20 protein-coding genes are annotated in these 21,797 nt (G+C 69.7%); 3 read left to right on the plus strand and 17 right to left on the minus strand.

Features of this window, described 5'->3' with window-relative positions; all coding sequences use genetic code 11:
* Positions 1-227: 227 nt before the first annotated feature.
* The 6 genes from ABZS97_RS26530 to ABZS97_RS26555 form a co-directional block, all read right to left on the minus strand.
* Entirely contained in the window at positions 228-1,874 is a 1,647-nt protein-coding gene (locus ABZS97_RS26530) for a beta-N-acetylhexosaminidase (protein ID WP_356141243.1), read from the minus strand.
* Position 1,875: 1 nt separating this feature from the next.
* Complete coding sequence (locus ABZS97_RS26535) at positions 1,876-2,721, minus strand: carbohydrate ABC transporter permease (RefSeq protein ID WP_356141245.1); 846 nt, start codon at positions 2,719-2,721, stop codon at positions 1,876-1,878.
* The gene (locus ABZS97_RS26540) at positions 2,718-3,671 is read right to left on the minus strand and encodes a sugar ABC transporter permease (protein ID WP_356141247.1); all 954 of its coding nucleotides are present in this window, start codon (positions 3,669-3,671) and stop codon (positions 2,718-2,720) included. The genes ABZS97_RS26535 and ABZS97_RS26540 overlap by 4 nt, the downstream gene beginning before the upstream one ends.
* A 4-nt stretch (positions 3,672-3,675) precedes the next feature.
* The gene (locus ABZS97_RS26545) at positions 3,676-4,983 is read right to left on the minus strand and encodes an extracellular solute-binding protein (RefSeq protein WP_356141249.1); all 1,308 of its coding nucleotides are present in this window, start codon (positions 4,981-4,983) and stop codon (positions 3,676-3,678) included.
* Between the two features lie 272 nt (positions 4,984-5,255).
* Entirely contained in the window at positions 5,256-5,561 is a 306-nt protein-coding gene (locus ABZS97_RS26550; RefSeq protein WP_356141251.1) for a DUF3039 domain-containing protein, read from the minus strand.
* 41 nt (positions 5,562-5,602) lie between these two features.
* Positions 5,603-6,175 carry a YqgE/AlgH family protein gene (locus ABZS97_RS26555; RefSeq protein WP_356141253.1) on the minus strand — a complete coding sequence of 191 codons (573 nt, stop codon included), beginning with the start codon at positions 6,173-6,175 and terminating at the stop codon, positions 5,603-5,605.
* A gap of 278 nt (positions 6,176-6,453) precedes the next feature.
* Here ABZS97_RS26555 and murA point away from each other — a divergent pair, with 278 nt between their 5' ends.
* Positions 6,454-7,800 carry a UDP-N-acetylglucosamine 1-carboxyvinyltransferase gene (gene murA / locus ABZS97_RS26560; RefSeq protein WP_356141256.1) on the plus strand — a complete coding sequence of 449 codons (1,347 nt, stop codon included), beginning with the start codon at positions 6,454-6,456 and terminating at the stop codon, positions 7,798-7,800.
* 252 nt (positions 7,801-8,052) lie between these two features.
* On the opposite strand, the gene ABZS97_RS26565 is transcribed toward murA, so the two are convergent.
* From ABZS97_RS26565 to ABZS97_RS26590, 6 genes are all read right to left on the minus strand, one after another.
* Entirely contained in the window at positions 8,053-8,334 is a 282-nt protein-coding gene (locus tag ABZS97_RS26565) for an HU family DNA-binding protein (protein ID WP_007382399.1), read from the minus strand.
* Between the two features lie 411 nt (positions 8,335-8,745).
* Positions 8,746-10,179: an NAD-dependent malic enzyme gene (locus ABZS97_RS26570; RefSeq protein WP_356141258.1), complete on the minus strand. Its 1,434-nt coding sequence runs from the start codon at positions 10,177-10,179 to the stop codon at positions 8,746-8,748.
* 421 nt (positions 10,180-10,600) lie between these two features.
* On the minus strand, positions 10,601-13,036 hold the full coding sequence (locus tag ABZS97_RS26575; RefSeq protein WP_356141260.1) for a UvrD-helicase domain-containing protein: 2,436 nt from the start codon (positions 13,034-13,036) through the stop codon (positions 10,601-10,603).
* 121 nt (positions 13,037-13,157) lie between these two features.
* A complete protein-coding gene (locus ABZS97_RS26580) occupies positions 13,158-13,946 on the minus strand; it encodes a zf-HC2 domain-containing protein (RefSeq protein WP_356141262.1) in 789 nt (262 codons plus the stop codon).
* A 38-nt stretch (positions 13,947-13,984) separates the two neighbouring features.
* Positions 13,985-14,515, minus strand: coding sequence for a sigma-70 family RNA polymerase sigma factor (locus ABZS97_RS26585; RefSeq protein WP_356141264.1), 531 nt, complete (start codon positions 14,513-14,515; stop codon positions 13,985-13,987).
* A 276-nt stretch (positions 14,516-14,791) separates the two neighbouring features.
* Positions 14,792-15,385, minus strand: coding sequence for a CGNR zinc finger domain-containing protein (locus tag ABZS97_RS26590; protein WP_356141266.1), 594 nt, complete (start codon positions 15,383-15,385; stop codon positions 14,792-14,794).
* A gap of 400 nt (positions 15,386-15,785) precedes the next feature.
* Between ABZS97_RS26590 and ABZS97_RS26595 the strand changes: the two genes are divergently transcribed.
* Complete coding sequence (locus tag ABZS97_RS26595; RefSeq protein WP_356141280.1) at positions 15,786-16,292, plus strand: anthrone oxygenase family protein; 507 nt, start codon at positions 15,786-15,788, stop codon at positions 16,290-16,292.
* Here ABZS97_RS26595 and ABZS97_RS26600 read toward each other — a convergent pair.
* The 5 genes from ABZS97_RS26600 to ABZS97_RS26620 all read right to left on the minus strand — a co-directional run bounded on the left by ABZS97_RS26600 (position 16,241) and on the right by ABZS97_RS26620 (position 21,186).
* A complete protein-coding gene (locus ABZS97_RS26600; RefSeq protein ID WP_356141268.1) occupies positions 16,241-17,467 on the minus strand; it encodes a uroporphyrinogen-III synthase in 1,227 nt (408 codons plus the stop codon). The genes ABZS97_RS26595 and ABZS97_RS26600 overlap by 52 nt on opposite strands.
* A gap of 129 nt (positions 17,468-17,596) precedes the next feature.
* Positions 17,597-18,979 (minus strand): nitrate/nitrite transporter, encoded by a 1,383-nt coding sequence (locus ABZS97_RS26605; RefSeq protein ID WP_356141270.1) that lies wholly within the window; start codon positions 18,977-18,979, stop codon positions 17,597-17,599.
* A gap of 165 nt (positions 18,980-19,144) precedes the next feature.
* The gene (locus tag ABZS97_RS26610) at positions 19,145-20,104 is read right to left on the minus strand and encodes a hypothetical protein (RefSeq protein ID WP_356141272.1); all 960 of its coding nucleotides are present in this window, start codon (positions 20,102-20,104) and stop codon (positions 19,145-19,147) included.
* A gap of 162 nt (positions 20,105-20,266) precedes the next feature.
* The gene (locus tag ABZS97_RS26615; RefSeq protein WP_356141274.1) at positions 20,267-20,689 is read right to left on the minus strand and encodes an Imm50 family immunity protein; all 423 of its coding nucleotides are present in this window, start codon (positions 20,687-20,689) and stop codon (positions 20,267-20,269) included.
* Positions 20,686-21,186 carry an Imm50 family immunity protein gene (locus ABZS97_RS26620; protein WP_356141276.1) on the minus strand — a complete coding sequence of 167 codons (501 nt, stop codon included), beginning with the start codon at positions 21,184-21,186 and terminating at the stop codon, positions 20,686-20,688. The genes ABZS97_RS26615 and ABZS97_RS26620 overlap by 4 nt, the downstream gene beginning before the upstream one ends.
* A 177-nt stretch (positions 21,187-21,363) precedes the next feature.
* Here ABZS97_RS26620 and ABZS97_RS26625 point away from each other — a divergent pair.
* Positions 21,364-21,797 (plus strand): WXG100 family type VII secretion target (locus ABZS97_RS26625; protein ID WP_356141282.1); only part of this gene is annotated, 434 nt, incomplete at its 3' end.

The following is a 21,797-nucleotide window of genomic DNA, read 5'->3' on the forward strand; positions in this document are numbered from 1 at the left end:
CGGTACGTGCTGACAGGGCGGACGTGGCAACTCTGGCACATCTTCCCCGGCCCCTGACGCGGGGGTCCGCTAGGAGGCATTCGCCCCCCTCACCAGGGAGATGGTCCGTTTTCGTACGGCATCACCGGTGAGCGTGAATTGCCACTCTTCGGTGACTCCTGGGCGGCTTGTTCCTTGTGGGGTCCTGTGAGCCCCGTGAGCCCCGTGAGGCCTCGTGGGGCGTCGTCTCACACATTCGGGGGCGGCCCCTCGATCGGGCGTCCGAGCACACCGGGCCGCCGCTGCCACGGCAGAGGTCCGGTCGGCGGTCGGTAGGCGACTCCCAGGGCGTCAAGTCGCCCGTAGTGGGCGGTCATCCGCCGCTCGAAGTCGGCGAAGTCCCGTTCCAGCGGGGCGGGCAGGGCGCTCCAGGCGACCTCGGCGAAGGCCGCGAGCCGCGGGAACGCCTGGTAGTCCACGCGCGCGTGGTCCTCCATCACCTCGGTCCACAGGTTGGCCTGGGTGCCCAGCACATGGCGTTTCTGATCCTCCGTGAGCTGCGGCGGAACGGGCTCGAAGCGGTAGACGTCCTCCAGGGTGCGTACGTAGCCGATGGGCACCGGCTCGTCCTCGCCGCCGTCCTGACGGTGGTCCAGGTACACCTGCTGCTCGGGGCACATGACGACGTCGTGGCCGGCCTGCGCGGCCGTGATGCCGCCCTGGTAGCCGCGCCACGAGGAGACGGCCGCGCCGGACGCGAGACCGCCCTCCAGGATCTCGTCCCAGCCGATGAGCCGTCGTCCGCGCGCGGTGAGCCAGTCGTCGAAGTGCCGGATGAACCACGCCTGCAGCCCGTCCTCGTCGGCGAGTCCGAGTTCCTTGATGCGGGCCTGCGCGGCGGGCGACTGACGCCACTGGTCCTTGAGGCATTCGTCGCCGCCGACATGGATGAACTCCGAGGGGAACAGGTCGAGGAGTTCCTCGAAGACGCCCTCGTAGAAGCGCAGGGTGTTGTCGGTGGGGGCGAGTACGTTTGCGGAGATTCCCCAGTTGTCCCAGACGGAGAGGGCGGAACCCCCCTCGGTGGAGGCGGTGATGACGTCGGTGTTGCCGAGTTCCGGATACGCGGCGATGGCAGCCTGCGAGTGGCCCGGGATGTCGATCTCGGGGACGACGGTGATATGCCGCTCGGCGGCGTAGGCGACGATCTCGCGGATGTCGTCCTGCGTGTAGAAGCCCCCGTGCGGCTTCTCCTCCCACAGGGGCGAGGCGCGATGGCCGAATTTCGTGCGCGCCCGCCAGGCCCCGACCTCCGTCAGCTTCGGGTACCGCTTGACCTCGACCCGCCAGCCCTGGTCGTCCGTGAGGTGGAAGTGGAAGACGTTCAGCTTGTGCGCCGCCATCAGATCCAGATAGCGGAGCACACCGTCCTTGGGCATGAAGTGCCGGGAGACGTCGAGCATGAGGCCACGCCAGCGGAAGCGGGGTGAGTCCTCGATGATCTGGTGCGGGATGCCGTACGTGATTCCCGACCGTACGGGAGCGCGCCGGAACGCTTCGGGGCCGAGCAGCTGACGCAGGCTCTGGGCGCCCCAGAAGACGCCGGCCGGGCCGCCGCCGCGGATCTCGACGCCTTGGCCTGCGATGACGCTCAGCCGGTACGCCTCCGGCTCCAGCGTGTCGTCCAAGGTCAGGCGTACGCAGTCACGGGCGCCCTCCGGTCCCGGCCGCAGCGGCAGGCCGAGGGCCGCGCCGAGGGTGGAGCGCAGCCAGCGTTCGGTGGTCTCGGTACCGGGAGCGGCCCACAGGGTCGTCTTCTTGTCGAAGAGGACACCGCAGCGCATGGGGCCCTCGACGGCACGCGGGGCCGGAATCAGATCCGTCTCAACAGTCACGTCAGTCCTTTACCGCTCCGCCCAGTCCGGAGACCAGCCGTCGCTGTACGAGTACGAAGAACACGAGCACCGGAACAGTCATGACCGTGGACGCGGCCATCACGCCTCCCCAGTCGGGCTCGTCCGGCTTGTAGAAGACGAGAAGGGCCATCGGCAGTGTGGACTGGGACGTGTCGCTGATGATGAAGGACTTGGCGAACAGGAAGTCGTTCCAGGCCGAGATGAACGAAAAGACGCTCGTGGCCACAAGTCCCGGGAGGACGAGCGGGAAAAGGATCTGCCAGAGGAATCGCGTCCGGCTCGCCCCGTCGAGGTACGCGGCCTCCTCCAGCGCCTCGGGAACCGCCTTCACGAAACCCCGCAGCATCCAGATGGCGAACGGCAGCGAGAAGGCGATGTGCGGCAGGATCAGCGAGCCCAGCGTGTTCAGCTGGCCGAAGTCGCGCATGAGGAAGAACAGCGGGATGGTCAGGGCCTCCACCGGCACCATCTGCGCGACCAGGAACATGATCAGCAGCGTGGTCCGGAATCGGAAGCGGAATCGTGTCACGGCCGTCGCCGCGAGAAAGGCGATCAGCGCCGAGGCGACGACCACGGAGCAGGCCACCACAAGGCTGTTGAGGAAGTACCGGCCGAATTCCTGTTGTTCGAAGACGCGCCGGAAGGAATCCAGGGAGGGCGAGAGCGTCCAGGGCCGGGGCTCGGTGGACTCGATCTCCCCGGCCGGCTTGAAGGCGCTCAGCACCATCCAGTAGAGGGGGAAGGCGACGACGGCCGCGATCAGCAGGGCCGACACCTCTGCGGCGAGCCGCCACGGACGACGTGGAGCTGCTCCGACGATCCTCACAGTTCCTCCCCCTGCCGCTTCAGCAGCCTCAGGTACACGAGCGTGACGGCCAGCAGGATGGCGAGCGTCACGACGCCGATCGCCGAGCCGAGGCTGTACTGCGAGGAGGCGAACGCCTTCTGGTACGCGTACACGTTCAGCACGAGGTTCTGGCCCGCGATGCCTCCGCCGTTCGTCATCACGTAGATCTGCGTGAAGACCTTGAAGTCCCAGATGACCGACTGGATGGTGACGACGACCAGGATCGGCCGGAGCATCGGCGCCAGGACGGACCGCCAGATCCGCCACTGCGAGGCGCCGTCCAGGGCGGCGGCCTCCAGCACCTCGGCCGGTACGGCGCGGATCCCGGCGTAGACCGTCACCATCACGAACGGGAAGGAGCACCAGACCACTTCGAGCAGCACGAGGGCGAAGGCGCTGTAGCGGCCGTACGTCCATGAGTGGTCGCCGAGTCCGAGGACCCGGTTGACCGGGCCGAAGTCGGGGTCGAAGAGGAGCAGCCAGGCCGTGGAGCCGGTGATCGCCGGGGTGGCCCAGGCGCCGAGCGCGGCCAGCATCAGAGCGAGCCGCGGCAGGGCCCGTACCCGGGTGAGGAGCACGGCGAGCGCGCAGCCGACCGTGAGGGTCGAGACGACGCAGGCCGCCGCGAACAGCACGGTGGCGATCAGTACCTGCCAGAACTCCGCGTCCGCGAAGAGGGTCGCGTAGTTCCCGAAGCCCTGGAAGGTCGTCGGCTCACCGCCGCTGACCTGCGCCTGGGTGTATTCGAGGAACGAGATCAGACCGAGCTGGTAGACGGGGTAGACGAGCAGGCCGCCGAGGACGGCGAGGGCGGGGGCGAGGTAGAGCCAGGGGGTCCAGCCGCCGCCCCGGCGCCGGGGGCCGGTGGGCGCGGCCTTCGCGACGGCGCTGCGCGGGGCCCTCTCGGCGAGGGTGTCGTGCGCGGTCATCCGCTCAGCCCACGGAGGCGAAGGCGTCGTTCATCTTCTTCGCCGCGTCCTTCGAGGCCGCCGCCACGTCCTTCTTGCCGCTGACGACCTCCTGGAACATGGTCGGCAGCACCAGGGAGGCATCGATCTGCGCCCAGGCCGGCGAGGCCGGCACGAACCTGGTGCCCGAGGAGAGCGTCTTCACGAACGGCGCGACGAACGGCTCCTTCGCGGCGACGTCGTCGCGCACATCGGTGAACGTCGGCAGGAAGCCCATGGCGTCGAAGAGTTCGGCCTGCGTCTTCTTCGACGCCAGCCGCTCCATCAGGTCGACGGCGAGGGTGCGGTGGGTGGTGCTCTTCAGTACGCCGAGGTTGTTGCCGCCCGCGAACGCCGGGGCGATCTCCCCCGACTTGAGGCCCGGCAGCGGTACGACCGCGTACTTGCCCTTGACCTTGCCCGCCTCGATCGCCGCATGGCTGAAATCGCCGCCGATGGCCATGCCCGCCTTGCCGGACGCGAAGGCCGTCACGGTGTCGTTGCCGCCCATGCCCGCGCACTTGGCGGCGGGGCAGTTGTCGTCCCCGAAGAGCGAGGTGTAGGTCTTGATGCCCTTCTGCGCGGCCGCGCTGTCGATGGCGGAGGCGTACGAGCCGTCCTTGCCGCCCGCGATCTCGCCGCCGTTGGCCCACACGAAGGGCATCGCGCCGTACGTGTAGGCGCCGCCGACCGCGAGCCCGTACAGGTCGGGCTTCGCCGCGCGGATCTTGTGGGCCGTTTCGATCAACTCGGCCTGTGACTTCGGGGCTTCGAGGCCGAGTTCCTTGAAGAGGTCGGTGCGGTAGTAGAGGGCGCGGACGCCGACGAAGTACGGGACGCCGTAAGTCCTGCCGTCGACCGTCACGGACTGTCTGGCCGTCGGGTCGGTGTCCTTGGCCTCGCTCCAGTCGGTGAAGTCCTTGGTGACGTCGGCGAGTCCGCCGTCCTTGACGTATCCGGCGGTGTCCGTGTTGCCGTACTCGATGACGTCCGGGGCGCTCTTGGGGTCGTTGAAGGCGGCCTTGATGCGCTGGGCGCGGGTCTCCACGGGGATGTACTCCACGGTGACGCCGGCGCCCTTGTGGGCCTTCTTGAAGGCGGCGACCGTCTTGTCGACGACCTGCTGCTTCGGCTTGTTGCCGACCTCCTGGAAGAGCCAGACGCGCAGCGTGCCGGTCTGCTCGTCCTTGCCGGAGGAGGAGTCGTCGGAGGCCTGGGGGGCGCAGGCGGTGGCGGTGAGGCCCGCGAGGGCGAGGGCGGCGGCTGCGGCGGCCGTTCGGACAGAGAGCTTCATCGAGCGTCCTCCGGTGGGGGTGCGTTGCAACATGCGCAATGACGGTTTTGCTCTGCACAACACCCCGGAGGCTATGGACTACATGAACATGCCCACAAGAGGTCTCAACCACTCTGTGACCACCCGACGCACCCCGTGCAACGCCGGTGCAGCACAAAGGCCCCCGGGGCGCACCAAAACGCGCCTCGGGGACCTCGTGCGGATCAGTCGTTCAGCGGGAGGGACCGACGGACAGCGGGCGGAGCGCCCACCCGATCCGGCCGGCGGAGCGGCTACTTGCCCTTGCCGTCCTTGCCGTCCTTGCCCTTGTCGCCACCGGCGTTCATGGACTCGTAGATCTCCTTGCACATGGGACACACCGGGTACTTCTTCGGGTCGCGGCCCGGGACCCACACCTTGCCGCAGAGGGCCACGACGGGCGTGCCGTCGAGGGCGCTCGCCATGATCTTGTCCTTCTGGACATAGTGGGCGAAGCGCTCGTGGTCACCGTCGCCGTGCGACGTCTGCGGCGTCGGCTCTACGAGGGTCCCCGTCCCAGTACCTCGCTGGGGCTGGGTCTCAGGCTCAAGAGTGCTCATGACTGCAAGAGTACTGAAGCTCACAGAGGTCATCACAGTGGTCAGTTGAGCGAAGGGTCGTCCGGGTACGTGGCCACCATCGCCAGCTCGTTGCGCTGGCGGCGCAGGACCTCGCGCCAGAGGCGTTCCGGGGAGGGGGAGGAGACGTCTCCGGGCTCGGACTCGACGACGTACCAGGCGCCGTCGGTCAGCTCGTCCTCCAGCTGGCCCGGGCCCCATCCGGAGTAACCGGCGAAGATCCGCAGCGAGCCCAGCGCGGAGGCGAGCAGCTCGGGCGGCGCCTCCAGATCGACGAGGCCGATCGCGCCGTGCACGCGCCGCCAGCCGAGCGGGGTCTTCTCCCCGGACGCTCCGCCGGGGATGACCGCGACGCCGAGCGCCGAGTCGAGGGAGACCGGGCCGCCCTGGAACACCACACCGGGTTCGCCGGCCAAGTCCGCCCAGGCCTCCAGGATGTCGCCCACGTCGACCGGGGTCGGGCGGTTGAGGACGACGCCGAGCGAGCCCTCCTCGTCGTGGTCGAGGAGCAGCACCACCGCGCGGTCGAAGTTCGGGTCCGCCAGGGCGGGCGTGGCCACGAGCAGCCGCCCTGTGAGCGAGGACACCTCGGTCATGCCAGACATGATCCCGCATCTTCCCCGCCGACGGGGAGGCAATACCCGTACCGGAGTGAACGCAGCTCAGGGCGTGCAGATGCAAGAAGAGCGCGCACGCGCACCGGTGACCCCGTGTGCCCGATTAGGAACGGTTCGTGTTGTGGCAAAGCTATGACGTAGCTGGGCCGTCCCTGGGCTTACAGAAGGGGGGTGGGCGGCCATTACCCTTGCTGCTTCGGCTCCTGTACCACTGGACCGCCGACGCCACCTGCCCAACTCATCGGAACGCGAGATACATGACCGTCAACGGCTCAGACGATGTACTGCTTGTCCACGGCGGAACCCCGCTCGAGGGCGAGATCCGGGTCCGCGGTGCGAAGAACCTCGTACCGAAGGCCATGGTCGCCGCCCTGCTGGGCAGCGAGCCGAGCCGGCTGCGCAATGTTCCCGACATCCGCGACGTCCGTGTCGTACGCGGGCTGCTGCAGCTGCATGGTGTGACGGTCCGTCCGGGCGAGGAGCCGGGCGAGCTGGTGATGGACCCGTCGCACGTGGAGAGCGCGAACGTCGCCGACATCGATGCCCACGCGGGGTCGAGCCGTATCCCGATCCTCCTCTGCGGTCCGCTGCTGCACCGCCTCGGGCACGCGTTCATCCCGGGCCTGGGCGGCTGCGACATCGGCGGCCGGCCGATCGACTTCCACTTCGAGGTGCTGCGGCAGTTCGGCGCGACGATCGAGAAGCGGGCGGACGGCCAGTACCTGGAGGCCCCGCAGCGGCTGCGCGGCACGAAGATCAAGCTGCCGTACCCGTCCGTGGGCGCCACCGAGCAGGTGCTGTTGACGGCCGTCCTCGCGGAGGGCGTCACCGAGCTCGCCAACGCGGCGGTCGAGCCGGAGATCGAGGACCTGATCTGCGTCCTGCAGAAAATGGGCGCGATCATCGCGATGGACACCGACCGCACCATCCGCATCACCGGGGTCGACTCCCTCGGCGGCTACACCCACGCGGCCCTCCCGGACCGCCTGGAGGCCGCCTCCTGGGCTTCCGCGGCGCTGGCGACCGAAGGCGACATCTACGTCCGCGGCGCCCAGCAGCGCTCGATGATGACGTTCCTGAACACCTACCGGAAGGTCGGCGGCGCCTTCGCGATCGACGACGAGGGCATCCGCTTCTGGCACCCGGGCGGCCAGCTCAAGTCGATCGCGCTGGAGACGGACGTCCACCCCGGTTTCCAGACCGACTGGCAGCAGCCCCTGGTGGTCGCGCTCACCCAGGCGACGGGCCTCTCGATCATCCACGAGACGGTCTACGAGTCCCGCCTCGGCTTCACCTCCGCGCTCAACCAGATGGGCGCACACATCCAGCTCTACCGCGAGTGCCTCGGCGGCTCGAACTGCCGCTTCGGCCAGCGCAACTTCCTGCACTCCGCGGTCGTCTCGGGCCCGACCCGCCTGCAGGGCGCCGACCTGGTCATCCCCGACCTCCGCGGCGGCTTCTCGTACCTGATCGCGGCCCTCGCGGCCCAGGGCACCTCCCGCGTGCACGGCATCGACCTGATCAACCGCGGCTACGAGAACTTCATGGAGAAGCTTGTGGAGCTGGGCGCGAAGGTGGAGCTGCCGGGCAAGGCGCTCGGCTAACCGAGACTCACCGCTCCGGCCCGGAGCAGCGCCGGTCTCGGCTGGGGGTCCGGGGGTCATCCCCCGGATAGACACAGCATGGAGAAGCTTGTGGAGCTGGGCGCGAAGGTCGAGCTGCCGGGCAAGGCGCTCGGCTAGTCATCGCAGTAGTCACGGTCGTACGTACGACGATGGGGCGGCCCCTGGTGAAGGGGCCGCCCCATTGGCGTTACTGCGTGCCGTGTGCGCCCGTCCCGAGGCGCACGAACGGACTTACTTGCCCTTGGCGGCTTCCTTGAGCTTGCTGCCCGCGGAGACCTTCACGCTGTAGCCGGCCGGGATCTGGATCGGGTCGCCGGTCTGCGGGTTGCGCGCGGTGCGAGCGGCACGGTGGGTGCGCTCGAAGGTCAGGAAGCCGGGGATGGTGACCTTCTCGTCGCCCTTGGCGACGATCTCGCCGACGGTCTCGGCGAAAGCGGCCAGAACGGCGTCGGCGTCCTTGCGAGTCACCTCGGCACGGTCGGCCAGCGCGGCCACCAGCTCACTGCGGTTCATGTCGTTACTCCCGTGTTCTTCTTGCCGTTGAGGCGTGCCACGCGGCGGAGCCGCATGTCGGATGCGGCGAAGCCGATGTTGCCAGGGTCCTCGGTCGGTCCCCGGACCCGGGTCCGTAGCCAGACCCTCGCGCCCGAAGACGCATCCTGCCCCCACCTGCGGCGGGAAAGCCAATCCGGCACCCCTGGGAGTCACACGAACACCCTTGGGAGTCACACGAAAAGCGCCACTGCCTCAGTGTGGTGACGCTCCGTGCGCTCCCGGCACCGGGCCGCAGGGCCTGGAGGCCTGAGCCTGGCCGCCACCTTAGGGGGCGGCCAGGAGCCCAGTGTCACGCGACGCGCCGTGTCCCGGCGGTCGTGGCAACCGTCACAGGCCTTACGCCCGCTCGGATCAGGCAGTTGAGACGGTTCAGGCGGTCGCGCTGCCCGCCTCGGTCACGCCCGCCGCCTTCGCGGCGTTGCGCACCGCTCCGGCGACCGCGCCCGCGACCTTGTCGTTGAAGACGCTGGGGATGATGTAGTTCGGGTTGAGCTCGTCCTCGGTCACCACGTCCGCGAGGGCGGTCGCGGCGGCCAGCATCATCTCCGTGTTGACCGTGCGGGACTGGGCGTCCAGGAGGCCGCGGAAGACGCCCGGGAAGACCAGGACGTTGTTGATCTGGTTGGGGAAGTCCGAGCGGCCGGTGGCCACGACCGCCGCCGTCTGACGGGCGATCGCCGGGTCGACCTCGGGGTCGGGGTTCGCGAGCGCGAACACGATGGCGCCTTCGGCCATGGCGGCCACGTCGTCGCCGTCCAGCACGTTCGGGGCGGAGACGCCGATGAAGACGTCCGCGCCGCGCACGGCCTCCTTCAGCGTGCCCGTGAGGCCCTCGGGGTTGGTGTTGTCGGCGATCCAGCGCAGCGCCGAGTCGGGGGCCGCGTCGACGAGGTCCGAGCGGTCCGCGTGCACGACGCCGTGGATGTCGGCGACGACCGCGTTCTTGACGCCCGCGGCGATCAGCAGCTTCAGGATGGCCGTACCGGCCGCGCCCGCGCCGGACATGACGACGCGGATGTCGCCGATGGCCTTGCCCGCGACGCGCAGGGCGTTCGTGAGGGCGGCGAGGACGACGATCGCGGTGCCGTGCTGGTCGTCGTGGAAGACGGGGATGTCCAGGGCCTCGCGCAGCCGGGCCTCGATCTCGAAGCAGCGCGGCGCGGAGATGTCCTCCAGGTTGATGCCGGCGAAGCCCGGCGCGATCGCCTTGACGATCGCCACGATCTCGTCGGTGTCCTGGGTGTCCAGGCACAGCGGCCAGGCGTCGATCCCGGCGAACCGCTTGAAGAGGGCCGCCTTGCCCTCCATGACCGGCAGGGCAGCCTTCGGACCGATGTTGCCGAGGCCGAGTACGGCCGAGCCGTCGGTCACGACCGCAACGGAGTTGCGCTTGATGGTGAGGCGTCGGGCGTCCTCGGGGTTCTCGGCGATCGCCATGCACACGCGGGCCACGCCCGGGGTGTAGATCATCGAGAGGTCGTCACGGTTGCGGATGGGGTGCTTCGACGCCATCTCGATCTTGCCGCCGAGGTGCATCAGGAACGTACGGTCGGAGACCTTGCCGAGCGTCACGCCCTCGATGTGACGCAGTTGCTCGACGATCTCGTCGGCGTGCGACGTGGAGGTCGCCGCGATGGTGACGTCGATGCGGAGCTTCTCGTGGCCGGATGCGGTCACGTCGAGACCGGTCACCGAGCCTCCGTGGGACTCGACGGCTCCGGTGAGCTGGGAGACCGCGGTTCCGCTCGCGGGCACCTCCAGCCGGACCGTCATCGAGTAGGAGACGCTGGGCGCCGTTGCCATGGCCGACTTCCTCTGCTTTCACCGGGTACTGCTCGTGTCGCGGGTATGCCGTCCGATCGTCGCACCTACCGCGCAGTACGCGGTAGCCGCCCCGGATTGCGAACGTTTTGGTCGCGACCCGGTTTCACTTTCGGAAAACAGATTCCACCATACGAGAGCACAACGGGAACATGCGAGTAGTCCAGAAGACAACAAAGAGGTCCACGTCACGTGGTGACGTGGACCTCTTGTCGTTCAGTGGCACCGACCCGCCATGCTCGCCTCGCGGCAAGTGGTCGCTCGTAGCGACGAAGGTTGGGCCCGGGGGCTTGGATCGAGCCGGTGCCACACCCAGGCTAACAAACAGATCCCGTAAGGCCATTCCCGTACCGGAAGTTCATTTCAGCGACCACCCGGTCGGTCCCACGGGGCGCTCACCCGGTCAGTCCCGCAGCAGATCCGGCACCCCGTTCCCGTCCGGCGCGTCCCGGTCCGCCGAGACGACCGTGAGCTGCTGCGTCGCGCGGGTCAGCGCGACGTACAGGACGCGCAGCCCCGCGGGCGACTCGTCGGCGATCTCCGCGGGCGAGACGACGACCGTGGCGTCGTACTCCAGTCCCTTCGCCTCCAGGCTGCCGAGCGCCACCACGCGCTCCCCGAGCCCGGCGAGCCAGCGCGCGGCCTCCTCCCGCCGGTTCATCGCGACGACGACGCCGACGGTGCCGTCGACGCGGTCCAGCAGCCGGGCCGCCTCGGCGCGCACGGACTGGGCCAGCGAGTCGCGTACGACGGCGCCGTTCCCGCTGTTCGTGGCCACGAAACGGGGCTCGACGCCCGTGGACCGCACGGCGGACGGGGACGTGGAGCCCGGCATGGCGAGGGCCAGGACCTTCGCGGCGAGCTCGGCGATCTCGGCCGGGTTGCGGTAGTTGACGGTGAGCGTGAAGCGGCGGCGCGGGCGGCTGCCCAGTGCCTCGTCGCGGGCCTCCGCCGCCTCGTCCGGGTCGGACCAGGAGGACTGGGCGGGGTCGCCGACGACCGTCCAGGTGGCGTGCCGGCCCCGGCGCCCGACCATCCGCCACTGCATGGGCGTGAGGTCCTGCGCCTCGTCGACGATGACGTGCGCGTACTCGGTGCGCTCCTGCGCCAGGCGCTCGGCGCGCTCGCGCTGCGTCTCCTCGCGCGTCGGCATCAGCTCCTCCAGGCCGGTGAGCTGGTCGAGCGGGTCGAACTCGCGCCGCTTCTTCGGCCGGACCGGGCTGCCGAGGACGGCCTGCAGCTCGTCGAGCATCGCCACGTCGTGCACGGAGAGCCCGTCGCGCTTGAGGGAGCGCGCCACCCGCCGCACCTCGCCGGGGTTGAGGATCCGCCGTGCCCACCGCCCCAGGCGCCGTTCGTCGGCCATCGCGGCCAGCACACCGCGCGGGGTCAGCTCCGGCCACCAGGCGTCCAGGAAGGCGATGAAGCTGTCCTCGGAGGCGACGTCCTCGTCGAACGACGAGCGCAGCTCGGCGGCCAGCTCCGGGTCGCTGTGCCGGCTGCCCGCCCCGGACTGCGACCAGAGCGCGTCGAGCAGCAGCTTGCGGGCGCGCGGGCGCAGCAGGTTGACCGGCGCGGTCCCGCTGAGCGCGTTGTGCCGGACGCGGTCCAGCTCGGCGGCCTCCAGCTCCAGACGGCGGCCGAAGGCGACGACACGGAGACGGGAGGGGGTGCCTGCGGGAGCCCCCGGCTCACGGCCGTCCTCCTCGTCCTCACCGAACGCGAGCTGCTGTTGCTGCCGTACGGGAACGGGCGCCTCCAGCGCGCCCCGCGCCGCCTTCCGCAGCACCTTCAGCATCCGGTACGAGCCCTTGGCGCGGGCCACGGCCGGGGAGTCGTACAGCGTGGCCTCCGCGCCGTCGACGAGCGAGCCGATGGCGCGGATGGCTACCTGGCCCTCCTCGCCGAGGGACGGCAGGACGCCCTCCGTGTACGCCACCAGCAGCGGCGTGGGCGAGACGATGAGGATGCCGCCCGCGTACCGGCGGCGGTCCTGGTAGAGGAGGTAGGCGGCGCGGTGCAGGGCGACCGCCGTCTTGCCGGTGCCCGGGCCGCCCTCCACGTACGTCACGGACGCGGCGGGCGCGCGGATCACCAGGTCCTGCTCGGCCTGGATCGACGCCACGATGTCCCGCATGGTGTGGCTGCGGGCCTGGCCGAGGGCGGCCATCAGGGCGCCGTCGCCGACGACAGCGAGCTCGTGTCCGTCGAGGGAAGCTTTCAGCTCCGGACGCATCAGGTCGTCCTCGACACCGAGGACCTTGCGCCCCTTGGAGCGGATGACCCGGCGGCGCACCACACGGCCCGGGTCGACCGGCGTCGACCGGTAGAACGGCGCCGCCGCGGGCGCCCGCCAGTCGATGACGAGCGGGGAGTAGTCCGTGTCGAGGACGCCGATACGGCCGATGTGGAGCGTCTCCGCGACGTCCGCCGTGCTGTCCGGGCGCACCGCGCCCTCGGCCGGCTCCACCGCCGTGTACGCCCCGTCCGGGCCCTTCTTGCCGTCCCTGCCCAGGAGCAGGTCGATCCGGCCGAAGAGGAAGTCCTCGAACTCGTTGTTGAGGCGGTTGAGGTGGACGCCCGCCCGGAACACCTGGGCGTCCCGTTCGGCGAGCGCACCGGGCGTACCGACCTGACCGCGCTGGGCGGCGTCGTTCATGAGGAACTCCGCCTCGTGGATCTTCTCCTCAAGACGCCGGTACACCCGGTCCAGGTGTTCCTGTTCGACACTGATCTCCCGGTCGCGTACCGAGTCCTGGGCGGACTTTCGTACGGAGTCCTGAGCTGAGGACTCACCGACCGGACCGACCGCGGTTTCCTGCTGAACCTGAGCGGCCACCGGGCCCCCTTCTGACGTGCATGGCAGCCGTCAACCGTACGCGAAAGGGGGCCGTGCAGGCTACGCGTCCGCCCCGGGTCGCTCGCGCGCCGACCCGGGGCGGTTGCCCTGTTCCCTCTCGCTACGCCTTCGCCTGGACCTCGACGAGGCGCTTGCCGCCGAACGTCATGACCTCGAAATGGTCGATCTGGTTGGGCGAGAAGGCCGCGCCGCCGTGCACGTAGAGCGGCAGCTTCGCCTCCTCGGACTTGGCGTTGGCAATGCCGTAGCCCCAGTTCGGGACGGCCCAGGAGGTCACCGTCTCGCGCTCGCCGTTCTTGCCCACGGCGATCAGGGAGCACCTCTCGGGGCCCTTGACGTTCTTCAGCTGCAGAACGGCGTGGGTACCCCAGTCCTTCTTCTCCACGGCGACCACGGCGGATACGCCGGTGCTCTTGTCCGTGGCGGCCACCTTGTCGGTCATGACCTCGAACGCGGCCTTGGCCGGGCTGGTGGCGTGCGCCTGCGGCGGCATCGTGGAGCTGCTGTCGCCGCCATTCACCGCCATCACGGTGAGCGGGCCGCCGATGATCAGCGCGGCCGCGGCCGCCACCAGGTACATTCCGCGCCGGCGCTTGTGGGCGCGCCGCATGGAGACCTCGTCCACCAGCCGTTCGGCAAGCTGTGGACTCGGCCGGGCGGCCAGGGACTCGCCGATGGCCGGGGTGCCCTGGGCGGCGGGGAGGTCCGCGAGGGCAGCCAGCATGGGTTCCATCCCGGCGAGCTCGTCGAGCTGCTGGGCGCACCACTCGCACGTGGCGAGGTGTGCCTCGAAAGCGGTTGCCTCGGCGTCGTCGAGAATGCCGAGCGCGTAGGCGCCGACCGTCTCATGGATGTCACCCGGGCCCTGCTGTGCCTGTGATCCCTGCATGGATCCTGGACCACCCGTTCCGTATCCCCCGTACGTGTTCATGCCGTCACCCCCCGCTCCTCCAGCGCCAGCTTCATGGACCGCAGGGCGTAGAAAACCCGTGAGCGCACCGTGCCACTGGGTATACCCAGGGTCTCGGCCGCCTCATTCACGGTACGTCCTTTGAAGTACGTTTCGACCAGTACTTCCCTGTGAGCAGGGGTCAGGTCGTCCAGCGCGTCCGACAGAGTCATCAGCCACAACGCCTTGTCGATCTCGTCCTCCGCAGGGATGACCTCGAGCGGTGACGGGTCCACCTCCTGCGGCCGGGCCTGCCGGCTGCGGTGGCCGTCAATGACGATGCGCCGGGCAACCGTCACCAGCCAGGGGCGTACCGAACCGGTCGCTCGATTGAGCTGACCGGCGTTCTTCCAGGCACGGATGAGCGTCTCCTGCACGACGTCCTCCGCACGCTGCCGGTCGCCGGCGACCAGCCTGAGGACATAGGCGAGGAGGGGACCCGCATGCTCCCGATACAGCGCACGCATCAGCTCTTCGTCCGGTTCAGGGGACGAGGGTTGCTGGGACATGCGATGTCGGGCCCTTGGCCTGCTTTCATCAGCCACGGCGGAATCCTTGCGCACGCCTACCTCCGGTGTCCGGGGGTTCCCCCAGTCGGTCGCTCATACCCGGGTACGCGTGCGGTCGATGGTGTGTTCAAAGTGTGCGCACATATTTCTTGGGAAATCTGGGAACAGGGTGGTCCGGTCGCGGCACGTGATCGGAAGATCACATAGAGCTGATCATGAGCGGGTGGACCGACCTGCGGGTGCACGGACCGGGCTCGGCTGATCATGCCCGACGGCTCACGCGCGCGCGAGAGCCGCCCTGCGTCGGTGCCGGGCGACCCGTTCCCGGTTCCCGCAGACCTCGCTGGAGCACCAGCGGCGCCGCCGCCCGCGCGAGGTGTCGAGATAGACGATCGGGCAGTGGTCCCCCTCGCACTGGCGCAGGCTGGCGCACGCCACCGGGTCGGTGAGGAGGTCGACCGCGTCCCGGGCCACCACGGCGAGCAACTCCGGGCAGCCGGGCGGCGCGTGCAGCCGACGCCGCAGCGAACCGTCGTCTGCGCGTACGGCCCAGGGGGCGGGCGGCGTGCCCAGCGCCACGGCGTTGACCCGGGCCAGTGCCGCGTCGGCGGGCTGACCGTCCAGTTCTCCGCGCACCAACTGCGACACGTGGCCGCGCAGTTCACGGAAGGAGGCGAGCCAGGCCGCGTCGACCGCCGTGAGCGGCGTCCCCGCGGGCACGAGCCCGGAGCCGGTGATCCAGTTCCGCAGCCGCGCGGCGGAGTCGAGCCGTTCCTCGGGATGGGTGGTCGCCACGAGGTCCAGGCAGATCCGCCCGGAGTCGAACCGCAGTTCGTACGAGGCCGTGGCCGTGGCTGTGCCCAATGCCATGTGCCTGTCACCGCCTTGGGGTTGCCGCCATGAGGGGTCGGTGAAGTGAGGGGATCGGTGAGGTGATCGGTGAGGTGATCCGTGAGGTGATCGCTGAAGGGAGAGGAAGGGTTCCTGGAGACGTTCTGCGAGGCGTGCTGGGTGACGTTCTGCGAGTCCCGTACCCGCTACAGTGCCCCGCTGCACGCGCGGCCGGAAGACCCGCGGCCGGGGAGGTGCCGCGCCCGCCCTGGACGTCCGCTTATGCGGCCGCGCGTCCGGGCCATGTCACCTCCAGCGCGGCGCCGGTTGACTGATCCTCATGACAGCCAACAGCAGCACAGCGACGAGGCGCAGTACCGAGAACGGCGAAGGCCGCCGTACGGCCACCACGGCCGTCCTGGGCGCGGCCGCGATCGCCATGGGCCTGATCGCCGGGGTCTTCTACATCTTCGCCTGCGACATCATGCCGTCGCTGGCCCGCAGCGACGACCGCGTCTACATCGAGGTCATGCAGAACATCAACGACGTGATCCAGAACCCGGTGTTCTTCCTCAGCTTCATGGGCGCGCTGCTCCTCACGGCCGTCTCCGCCTGGCAGTTGCGCGGCTCCCCGTACCGCCGCTGGGTGTGGGCCGCACTGGCGGCGTACACGCTGGCGTTCCTCTTCACGGTCGTCGTGAACATCCCGCTCAACAACGACCTCGCGAACGCAGGCGACCCGGCGAAGATCGCCGACCCGGCCGCCGTGCGCGAGCGGTTCGAGGACCCGTGGGTCGCGTGGAACGTCGTACGGGCACTGCTGTCGACGCTCGCGCTGGCCTGCCTGGCCCGGGCGCTCGTGCTGCACGGGCGGTACGGACGGTCCGGCAGGCGTCAGGCGTCGGAGTACTTGGAGTCGGCCGCCGGGTCGAGCGCGAGCCGGTAGCCGCGCTTGACCACCGTCTGGATGAGCTTGGGCGCCCCGAGGGCCGTACGCAGCCGGGCCATCGCCGTCTCGACGGCGTGCTCGTCCCGCCCGGCTCCGGGCAGCGCGCGCAGCAGTTCGGCGCGGGCCACCACCCAGCCGGGCTGCCGGGCCAGGGCACGCAGCAGCGACATTCCGGCGGGCGGTACGGGCCGCAGCGCCCCGTCGACCAGCACAGCGTGGCCGCGGATCTCGACCCGGTGGCCGGCGATCGGCAGCGTACGTGCGCGGCCCGGGAGTTCCTGGCACAGCAGTTGGACGAGGGGGCCGAGGCGGAAGCGGTCGGGCGAGACGGTGTCCACGCCGTGGGCCTGCAGCGGCAGCGCGGTGACCGGGCCGACACAGGCGGGCAGCACGTCGTGGCGCAGGGCGGCGAGCAGTTCGGGCAGCAGGCCGCGGTCCTCGGCACGGGAGAGCAGAGACGCGGCGGCGGGTGCGCTGGTGAAGGTGAGCGCGTCCACGCCGCGGGTGACGGCCGCCTCGAGCAGCCGGTCCACGGGGCCGAGGTCCTCCGGCGGCAGCCACCGGTACACCGGCACCCCGACGACCTCCGCTCCGGCGACCCGCAGCGACTCGACGAAGCCTGGCAGCGGTTCACCGTGCAGCTGTACGGCGATACGGCGCCCCTCGACGCCCTCCTCCAGCAGCCGGTCGAGCACCTCGGCCATGGACTCGGAGGACGGCGACCACTCCTCGGTCAGTCCGGCGGCCCGTATCGCGCCCTTGACCTTGGGGCCGCGGGCGAGCAGCTCGACACCGCGCATCCGGGCCAGCAGGGACTCGCCGAGCCCCCAGCCGTCGGCGGCCTCGACCCAGCCCCGGAAGCCGATGGCGGTGGTGGCGACCACGACGTCCGGCGCCTGATCGATGACTTCCTTGGTGGCGGCGAGGAGTTCGCTGTCGTCGGCGAGGGGCACGATCCGCAGGGCGGGGGCGTGCAGGACGGAGGCCCCGCGCCGCTGGAGCAGCGCCCCGAGCTCGTCGGCGCGCCGGGCGGCCGTGACTCCGATGGTGAATCCCGCGAGGGGGCCGTGGGCCGGACCGGGGTCCGGGCCGCGGTCCGAGGCGGCGGTGTCCGGCGTGCGGTCCGAGCCGGTGTCCGGCGTCCGGTCCGGGCGCTGCTGTTCGTCGTACATGGCTCTCGTCTCGCGCTAGTCGAGTCGTACGGTGGCGGCCGCTCCCGCACGGCCGGCCAGTTATGGCTGAACCGAGCCTGTCAATGCTCCATGACAGGCTCGGTTCCGCTTTATGTCGTCGGTGTTACGTCACACCTCGGCGTAGCTGAGCTGCGGCTTCGCCTCGGATGCGGCAGCTGTGGCCGGTGTCACTGCGGCCGGGCGGCGAAGGTATACGGCCCAGGTGACCGCGAAGCAGGCGGCGTAGAAGGCGAGGAAGGTGACGAAGGCGCCGGTGCCGGAGTGGTAGGAGAGGAAGGACTGCCGGAAGGCGAGGTTGATCCCTACGCCGCCGAGCGCGCCCACCGCGCCGATGAGCCCCATCGAGGCACCGGAGAGCCTGCGCCCGTAGGACGCGGCCTCTTCGCCCGCCAGCCCCTTGGCGACGGCCTTGGCCTGGAAGATGCCGGGGATCATCTTGTACGTCGAGCCGTTGCCGAGCCCGCTGAGTACGAAGAGCACCACGAACACGCTGACGAACAGCGGCAGCGACTTCTGCATGGAGGCGACGACGAGGACGGCGGTCGCCGCGGCCATGCCGACGAAGTTCCACAGCGTGATCTTCGCGCCGCCGTAGCGGTCGGCGAGCCAGCCGCCGACGGGCCGGATCAGCGAGCCGAGCAGCGGGCCGATGAAGGTGAGGTACGCGGCCTGCAGCGGCGTACGCCCGAACTGGTTGGTCAGCACCTGCCCGAAGGCGAAGCTGTAGCCGATGAACGACCCGAACGTGCCGACGTAGAGGAAGGCCATGATCCAGGTGTGCGCGTCCTTCGCGGCGTCCACGGCGGCACCGGTGTCGTTCTTCACGTTCGCGATGTTGTCCATGAACACGGCGGCGAGAACGGCGGCGACGAGGATGAGCGGGATGTAGATCCCCAGCAGCACGCGCGGCCCGCCGCTCGCGCCGATGATCGCGAGCGCCACGAGCTGGATGACCGGCACGCCGATGTTGCCGCCGCCGGCGTTGAGCCCGAGGGCCCATCCCTTCTTCCGCAGCGGGAAGAAGGCGTTGATGTTCGTCATGGAGGAGGCGAAGTTGCCACCGCCGATTCCGGCCAGCAGCCCGATGAGCAGGAACGTGTTGAACGACGTCCCCGGCTTCATCACGGTGAACGCGGCGATCGTCGGGATGAGCAGCAGGCTCGCCGAGACGATCGTCCAGTTCCGCCCGCCGAAGATCGCTACGGCGAAGGTGTACGGCACCCGTACGACGGCCCCGACCAGCGTCACCATGGACGTCAGCATGAACTTGTCGGCCGGGGTGAGCCCGTACTCGGGCCCCATGAAGAGCACGAGCACGGACCACAGGGTCCAGACCGAGAACCCGATGTGCTCGGACAGCACGGAGAAGAGCAGATTGCGCCGGGCGACCTTCTCGCCGGTCTCCTGCCAGAAGGCCTCGTCCTCCGGATCCCAGTGCTCGATCCAGCGGCCTCCCCTGCTCGATGCGGGGGCTGTACTCGGGGCTGTCATGACGCCTCCACGGTTCTCCGGTGCTCGCTGTCGTACGACGAGTGACTGAATCCGAAGGTAGGGAGGACGCGTTTCCGGCCTGTGGCTACGAGTGACTGGAAGGGAACGTTGCTCTCACTCGGAGCGGGGGGCTTCGGTGAGGACGTCGACGAGTGCCGGGAGGGGCTACTGCTGAGGGGGCTGCCCGTAGGGGCCGGTGGGGGGCTGCTGGCCGTAGGGGGCGGGGGCGTAGGGCTGGGCGGGGTGGGCGGGCTGGGCGGGCTGCGCGTAGGGGCCGGTGGGGGGCTGCTGGCCGTAGGGGGCGCCGGGGGCTGACTGCTGCCCGTAAGGGGTGGGTGTCGGCTGCTGGCTGTAGGGGGCGGAGGCGGAGGGCTGAGCAGGCTGCCCGTAGGGAGCGGGGGCGGGGGCCTGCTGTCCGTGCGGGTTCTGTCCGGCGGCGTACGGGGGCGGCTGCTGGCCGTAGGGGCCGGGGGCGTGCTGTTGGTGGGGCTGCTGCGGGTGGGGCTGGTAGGGCTGGTGGGCGTACGCTCCCGTGCCCGCGCCCGGCGGCAGATACCGCACCCGGCCGTCCTGCTCCGTCACGGGCGTGAACCCGGCGGCGTGCAGGCGCGCCGCGAACTTGGCGTTCCGCTTGCGCGTGACGACGAACCCGATCCCGAGGACGACCATCATGATCGCCCAGAAGATGCCGGCACCGACGAAGTCGGCGGACTCCCCGCCGAGGCGATAGGCGAGCACCACGGACCCGATGCTGACACCGACGACGCCGTACCCCATCCTCTTCTCGGCGTTCTTGCCGGTGAGATCGAAGTTGATCCGGGCCTTGAGCAGCTCCAGCGCGTCGGGAACGACAGGCGGCAGCGAGACCCCGTCCCGTGCCTGCGGATACTGCGCCCAGTTCTGCGCGGCACGCGCCTGGGCCTGCGGGCTGTGATCGGGCAGAACGAGCATCTTCACCGACCCGTTGCGCCCTCCCTGCCGTGCGTCCGCGTACTCGTACCCGAACTGCTGGGCGACGAAGGCGAGCCGGGCCAGCTTCTTCACGGAAGACATGGGAGTGGCGAGCTCAACAGGCTCCCCCGCCGCCATCAACTGCAGCATCTTCTGCACCTGCCGCTTGCTCACCGCTCCAACTCCCCACGCGCCGAACTGGCTTCAACCTTCACGTACGCAACTTGCCCACCGTGTCACGCGGGCGCGCCCCGGCAAAACCGAGCGCCGACCGACTTGACCGGGCCTTGACGAACCCTTGCCACCGGGACGGGCGGACACACAGCCGCCGCACAGTCACTCCGAGCCGCGTGCGGCGAGGTAGACGCGCGTCCGCCCCAGCGACACCGAGGAGGCCCGGAACCGGATGCCGTCCTCTGCCCCGCCCAAGGTGACATCGACCCGCCCGCCGTCCCGACGAACGAGCCCGACCTCCTTTGCCTGAGCGAGCCCCCACCCGTGAACACGCAAAGCCTCCACGCCGACAAGGACGAGGTGGAACTCAAACATGTTGAAGGGCTTCTGCCGCCACTCCGAAGGAGGCTTGGACGGCAGCCGCTCGGTCTCGAACCCCAGGGTGACCGAGTCGCCGCGTTCGTCGAGGTGCACGTAGAAGAGGGAGCAGGAGTCCAGCGACGGAGGGTCCCCGTCGTACAGCTCGCACAGCCCAGCCAAATCCCCGGCGGCCACGAGGAGTTGCAGCCCGTCGAACACGCTCATGCGAAGTAGGTCTTCTCGTCGGTCCCGGGAAGGGAGGTATGCCGTCGGGCATCAACCCTGCTCACGAAGAGATGCCGCCCACCGTCCGCCCCGTCCTCCCGCCCCTTGAAGGCACTCACATGACGGACGACCACCGAGTCACTGCTGCTGAACTCCAGATCCAGCCCCTCACCACCGACCCGCACCCTCATACGCCGCCGCTCACCCCAGGGAACCGCCTCCACCACGGCGACAACCGGAGGCGACCACCGGGCCAGGGCGAGATCCTCCACCGCCAGGAACTCCAGCTGACACTGCACGGTGTCCATCCCCGCGTCGACCCACTCCTGCGGCGCCACCTCGGCGTCAGGAAAGGAGGCCAGATCGACGCGCAGGGTCAGGGTGGGCCCCCGCCAGTTCAAGTTGACCGACCGAACCCGCACTTCACGGATGACGGGGACGTGCCCGTAGGGCACCCGAAGCAAGTCGGAACCAACGAGAAACGCATCAATTGTCATAGCCCCCTCCCCCGCCGACGCCCCAAGTGCACCATCCCCTCTCGAAGTGCGCACCTGTGTACGGCTTACTCGCGCGACCTTTCCCCTCACTCCCACACCAAGTAACTTCGCACCTGCGTACGACTATTGGTGTTGCTGTTGGCACTGGTGCTGGTGTGGCCGTTACGGGGGATGGACATGGCAGGGAATCGGCCGGGGGACTGGCACGTTCTGGACCTGGACAAGGATCCGACGCCGGGTGATCCGGATCGGGTGCGTCATCTGGCGAAGACGTTGCATGACTTCGCGGATGACGTGTCGGATGCGCTGCGCTCGGTGAAGTCGATGGCGGGTGAGGACGCGGTCCTGAAGTGGGCGGGGAAGTCGGCCGAGGCGTTCCAGGACGAGTTCTCGGATGTGCCCAAGCAGCTGCAGAAGCTGAAGAAGTCCTACGAGCTGGCCGGCGATGCGCTGACCGATTACTGGCCCAAGCTGGAGCGCGCCCAGTCCCTGGCCGACAAGGCCCTCGCGAAGGGGCGGGAGGCGCGGGCGGATCTGTCGTCGGCCAAGTCCCGTCTGACGTCGGCTGATTCGTGGGTGACCACGGCGAACAAGGAAGCCGACAAGTACAA

It is taken from the genome of Streptomyces sp. NPDC005485 (genome assembly GCF_040606085.1).
Taxonomy (GTDB): Bacteria; Actinomycetota; Actinomycetes; order Streptomycetales; family Streptomycetaceae; genus Streptomyces.